The organism is Vicinamibacteria bacterium (assembly GCA_035620555.1).
GTDB lineage: Bacteria > Acidobacteriota > Vicinamibacteria > Marinacidobacterales > SMYC01 > DASPGQ01.
In genome coordinates this window covers 1-2,501 of the sequence record DASPGQ010000209.1, presented here as the reverse complement: position 1 = coordinate 2,501, position 2,501 = coordinate 1, and the positions used below count along the sequence as shown (strand labels likewise).

The 2,501-nt window shown below is 62.0% G+C and carries 3 protein-coding genes; 2 read left to right on the top strand and 1 reads right to left on the bottom strand.

The window, feature by feature from the left end; all coding sequences use genetic code 11:
* Nucleotides 1-37: 37 nt before the first annotated feature.
* Complete coding sequence (gene creD / locus VEK15_08400; GenBank protein ID HXV60700.1) at nt 38-1,399, bottom strand: cell envelope integrity protein CreD; 1,362 nt, start codon at nt 1,397-1,399, stop codon at nt 38-40.
* Between the two features lie 139 nt (nt 1,400-1,538).
* Between creD and VEK15_08395 the strand changes: the two genes are divergently transcribed.
* Both VEK15_08395 and VEK15_08390 read left to right on the top strand, forming a co-directional pair.
* Nucleotides 1,539-1,958: a globin gene (locus VEK15_08395; protein HXV60699.1), complete on the top strand. Its 420-nt coding sequence runs from the start codon at nt 1,539-1,541 to the stop codon at nt 1,956-1,958.
* 331 nt (nt 1,959-2,289) lie between these two features.
* A partial coding sequence (locus tag VEK15_08390) for a DUF3830 family protein (GenBank protein HXV60698.1) occupies nt 2,290-2,501 on the top strand: 212 nt, incomplete at its 3' end.

The window sequence follows — 2,501 nt, the reverse complement described above, 5'->3', positions numbered from 1 at the left end:
CCGGGGAAGGCTCTCGGAACAGGCCTGCAGGCGACCTCTATGCTAGCGGCTTGCTTTCCAATTCCTCCTGGAGCGCATACCAGTCTACCCGGCGGGTTATCCACATGACCGCGGCGAGTGCGAAGAAGAGGCCGACGGATCCGAGAACAAGCGCGAGATCCTCGAGTTGCAGGAGCACGTAGAGAAAGACGTAGAGCCCGGCGAGAAGGGCTCCTAGCCCCACGAGTCGCTCGGCGCGACCGAGGATGAAGCTGCTGTACCCGAGGATGAGTCCGAGGATCGCGACGGTTGCGATACCGTAGGCGAGGTCGAAACCGACGTGCTCCGACAAAGACAGCAGGAGTACGTAGAAGACGACGAGCGCCGCTCCGACCAGAAGATACTGGAAAGGATGGATCCTGGAGCGGCCGAGGATCTCGAAGAGAAAGTAGGCACCGAAGGTCACGACGAGGAAGAGAACGCCGTATTTGGCGGAGCGCATCGACTTCAGATACGCGTCGACGGGGAGAACGAGATCGACGCCAGCGGCAGACGCGTGAACGACGCCCGGATCGACCTCGCCCGCCTTCCACCGTTGCGGATAAGAACGACCGAGATAGAACAGCTGCCATTCGGCGGAGAAACCCTCTGCCGTCACCGACCGGCTGTCAGGAAGGAATGCGCCGGTAAAGCTCGGAGACGGCCACGAAGAGGCGAGACGAACGCGAGTCTCCTGTCCGACCGGTACGAACGCGAGGTGGCGGCTCCCGTTGAGCGCTAGCTCGAACTGAAAGGCATGCGCTCGGCGCGTTTCCGGCGCACCCCCGAGGAACCCACCGATGCCGACGTGGATGCCGGAAGGAAATACTGAGCCGGTTCCGGAGCCGGGCTCGAAGTCGAGCTCCGTCTCGTCCCAGCGGAGCGTGACCGTCTGCCGGATGCCCCGCGGGTCGGGTATGCCTACCGACAGCACGGCATCCCTCCAAAGGAGCTCCGACTCGGGAATCGAAAGCTCGGAGATCTCCTCGGGTACAAACGACCCGCTCAGCCGCAGCGCGACAGTATAGAGCGGTACTTCGAAGATGCCCCGGTATCGAATCTCGGGTGTGAGCTCGCCCTGGATCTCGAGCGACCACGGAAGAAGCGTCGCGTGGGCCGTGACGATCTGACTCTTTCCGTTCGCATCGACCGCGCGGCTGAGGTAGGGGATCAGGAGCACCGGGCCTCCGACGGTCTGCTGCGTGCCCCATTTCTCGGAGACCTCCCGTTCCGCTTCCTTCCGAGTCGCCTCTCGCTCGTGGATGAGCGCCATCACCATCCCGAGAGGTAAGAGGAGAAGACCGATCACGACCGCTACCAGAATGGCCTTCAAGACGGGCGATTGACCGTGGCTTCGGGTCCGTTCGATGTTTTCCACCATCGCTTTGCCTCCGTTGCCGAGAAGTATTCAAGGGGAATGAGGCAAGAGGACGGCGGATGGAAGGCAAGATCGCGGCGGCGGCATGCACCCGAAGGGCCGATGGCGTTGCCGCGATCGGACGTCGTAAAATCAAGAAATCATGACCAGTGTCGTATCGACGGACCCCGACGCGATTGAGCGCACTCGTGAGAGCCTCGGGCGGTGTGTTGGATGCGAGACGTTCTTGCAGCGTTTCTACGAGCTCTTCATGGCTTCCTCGCCCGAAGTCGCGGACCTCTTCAGGAAGACGGACTTCGAGCGGCAGAAGAGAATGCTGCGGGATTCACTCTACGTGATGCTGGTCGCCGCCGGTACCACGAAGGGGCCCGCTCATGAGGAAGTAGAACGTTTGGCCAGGCTCCATCGTGACATCGGCGTGACCGCCGATATGTTTACGCTCTGGCTCGACGCCCTCATCGAGGCGGCAGGCGAGCACGATACTCATTTCACGAAAGAGCTCGAGAACGACTGGCGGATCTCACTGGCGGGACCCATCGCGGTCATGAAATCCGACGGCTGAGTATCTGCTTTCGGTGCTCGGTTAAAGGGGCGGGACCCGCGATCGCCCGGCCGCCACGGCTCGGCCCTTGCGGAGCACGTGACGAGTTCGAGGGGGGAGGCGGCGCCGAATCGAATGGTTGGAGGCCCGCCCGGCTACCGCCTCTCCCAGCTCTGGCATCGTTGCACGACCATTGACCGAACCCACATATCAATCATGCAACGTCGCGACTGTACCTGAGACGGAAGACAGTCTATGTGCGCCAAAGCGTTGGGTTTTCCCCACATATGTCGTGGGAAAAAACCCCTACCTAGCCAGCAGTGGGCGTGATAAGAAAGCCCCCGTGGGTGCAATGAAGCTCGAGTTTCTCGACGAAAAAATCTCCGCCACTGCCATACTCCTGGAGCGCGAGGCGCCCCGAACGTGTGGCCTCATCCTACAGTCGCTCCCCTTCGAAGGCGAGCTGGTCCATGGCATCTGGTCCGGTCCCGAAACCTACCTCCCGATCGATCCGGCGATCCTCGGGCCTGCGGAGCACCAGGCCACGAGCCTGGTCCCGGGAGA